At 61.2% G+C, this 2,652-nt stretch carries 4 protein-coding genes; all 4 read right to left on the bottom strand.

Annotated features, from left to right (window positions below):
- A partial coding sequence (locus V5A26_RS11385) for a hypothetical protein (RefSeq protein ID WP_332322565.1) occupies nt 1-595 on the bottom strand: 595 nt, incomplete at its 3' end.
- A gap of 253 nt (nt 596-848) precedes the next feature.
- A complete protein-coding gene (locus V5A26_RS11380; protein ID WP_332322564.1) occupies nt 849-1,562 on the bottom strand; it encodes a phosphoribosyltransferase family protein in 714 nt (237 codons plus the stop codon).
- Between the two features lie 56 nt (nt 1,563-1,618).
- On the bottom strand, nt 1,619-2,140 hold the full coding sequence (pyrE, locus tag V5A26_RS11375) for an orotate phosphoribosyltransferase (RefSeq protein WP_332322563.1): 522 nt from the start codon (nt 2,138-2,140) through the stop codon (nt 1,619-1,621).
- 134 nt (nt 2,141-2,274) lie between these two features.
- Nucleotides 2,275-2,652, bottom strand: a 378-nt coding sequence (locus V5A26_RS11370; RefSeq protein ID WP_332322562.1) for a CDP-archaeol synthase, incomplete at its 5' end; no start/stop codon positions are given.

Here is a 2,652-nt window from a genome sequence, read left to right as displayed (position 1 = left end):
CGATCTGGTGTGTTCCATCGTAGGTGCCCATCGCGAACAGATCCGATCGGACGAGTGCCAGCGCAGAGGGGCCACGGGGCTGGAACCAGTCTCTTTGGATCCGAAACCGGGAGTCGAATTCCACGAACGGTTCCGGCGGTGCCGGCGGCCGAAGCGCGACGCTCACCAGCGTTTGGTCGTCGGCAAGCACCAGTGCCGGAGCGGCCCGGGACACCAGCGCCGCGCGCTCCCCGAGAACGTCCCGAAGTGGGTTGGGGACGGTCCCCGTCACCATCGCCGTCACGGCACCCTCCGGCTCGGTTCGGACGGATTCGAGACGGGAGAGTGTTTCATCGAGACGGTCCCCACGCAGGGTCGATTTGCCACGGAACTGCAGGTCCCGAGTACCGGATTCGGCCCGCTCGACCCGGTCTTCCAGTTCAGTGATCCGATCTTCCAACCGATTGACTGTCTGTTCGGCCGCTTGGCGGTCCCGAACGGCTTCTTTGCGACGTTCCTTCGCGGCCTCGTGTTGGGCCTCGAGGGACGACTTTTCCTCCTCGAGGGTCTCGATCCGCTCTTTGAGAGCGGCCCGACCCAGCACCCGATCCAGCATACCAGAAAGGCAGGGCCCCGGAGGGTTAAAGCCTCGTTCGAACGGGCAGACTCGCCGATCAGACGAGCGCGTTCGTGCGCACGAAGTCAGGAACGTGCTCAACCCGGCGACTGATTCGGTGCGGAGGTTCGTCCCCCGCATCTCGAGGTCGAAGTATCGGGACAGCGTTTCAGTGACGCCGATATCTATGTCCGAGCATGAACTGCGGGTGAATTAACCGAGTATACACAGGTACGAGGTGTCCTCGAAATGCTCAGGTGAGTTCGACGAGGGTTTCGACCGGCGCGTCAGTGTGGTCGCTGGCGCGTTCGATGCCGTCCGCGCCGACGGAAATGAGGGTAAACACCCCGGCGACGCGGGCCCCAGCGGTCTCCACCATGTCGAGGAGGAGTTCCTGGGTTTCCCCCGACCGGATCAGATCGTCGACCACCAGCACGGCATCGCCGCTTGAAATCGCGCTCGCCGGGAGATAATACGTGATCTCGATTCCCGACTCCAGCCGGTTTCGGGCCTCGATGAACTCCTCAACCGCCGTCTCTTTGGACTTTTTCGCATACGCACAGCGAGCACCGTAATGATCCGCGAGCGAGGCCGCAAGCGTGATCCCGTCCGTGGCCGCGGTCAGAACCACCTCCGGCCGCTCGAAATCGAAGGCTTCGGCAGCGATGGGGCCGACCAAGTCCAAAAACGGCTGGTCAAAAACGATCGCGGAGTTATCCACGTACCCGTCCGGGTCGCGTTCCACGCGGTCTGCGAGTTCTGTTTCGATGGCCTCGCGACCGAACTCGGCGACGATCCGCCGGGCCCGTTTGGCCCCCGGCAGCACATGGCCGTTGACGTACCGATTGAGGTCGCCAGCGGGAAGTCCCGTATCCGCAGCGAGTTCGTCGTAGGTCCGGGTCTCCTTGAGTGAGCGGAGAACGTCAAGGGCCCGGAGCTGAAGCGTGGCCTTCTCGGCTCTGTTCATGGTGTGGAATACACTGTTCCACAACCATGAATATCTTGGTGCGTTCCGCTATCGATTCACCCACGATCTTCGAGCAAATCGGTGGCTGTGACGAGCGATTCGAGTGTCACATCGGATTCTTCGAGTGTTTCTGTGGCGCCTTCCTCCCGATCCACGACGACGAGCACCCGATCGACCTGGGCACCCGCGTCCCGCAACGCCTCAACGGCCGAAAGTGCGCTCTTTCCGGTCGTCGCCACGTCTTCGAGGACGACGACGGTTTCATCAGCCGTGAGACGGCCTTCGATTCGGTTACCAGTCCCGTAGCCTTTGGTCTGTTTGCGCACGATCACATATGGATTCCCGGTGGCGAGTCCGGTCGCGGTGACGAGTGGGACCGCACCCAATGCTACCCCTGCCAGGGTATCATCTCCCACTCGTTCGGCAAAGGCATCCGCAATCATCTGAAGTGCCTGGGGGTCCGTTTCGAAACGATACTTGTCGACGTAGTATTCGCTCGTGCCCCCGTGTGAGAGTTCGAATTCCCCGTATCGGACGGCCTCAGCCGCCCTGAGCGCCGCGACGATCTGCTCGGTCATGCTGCGGGTTCGGAGCGGGGGGCGAATAAGCGATTCGTCCTGTTACGGACAGGCCTGTGGCTATTGCTCGCCCTGGTACCATGGCTCGAACTTTGTTGCCATGATTCGTCGTTTTTACCACGACTCGGTTTTCTTCACCAAGGCTCGTCCTTCAATCCAAGCGCGTACGCGATCCCGTTCGTGACCAGATGCAAAATCGGCGTCAAAACAATGACGGCCACAATTACTGGGAGGGTAAAAACTGACCCGAACCAGGCGGGATCGACGACCGCAGCAAGGAAAAGCGCCCCAACCACGAAATCTAGTTGATCAAGACCTGGAAACGGTCGGCCACGTTGTCGTCCGGTCCGGCGTTTGAGAAACGACGCTCCGATGTCCCCCAGCATTGCACCGGTCGGCAAAGCAAGCAAGGCTCCGATCGAAAAGACGGGGAGTCCAATCCCGAGAACCACGCTCACAGGGTCACGTATCATGCCCAGGGCTACTCCGAGAAGCACTCCGGCTCCAATTCC

It is taken from the genome of Halodesulfurarchaeum sp. (genome assembly GCF_036626455.1).
GTDB lineage: Archaea > Halobacteriota > Halobacteria > Halobacteriales > Halobacteriaceae > Halodesulfurarchaeum.
Note: the sequence above shows the minus strand (reverse complement) of the source record. Positions and strands in the feature narration are given on the sequence as shown.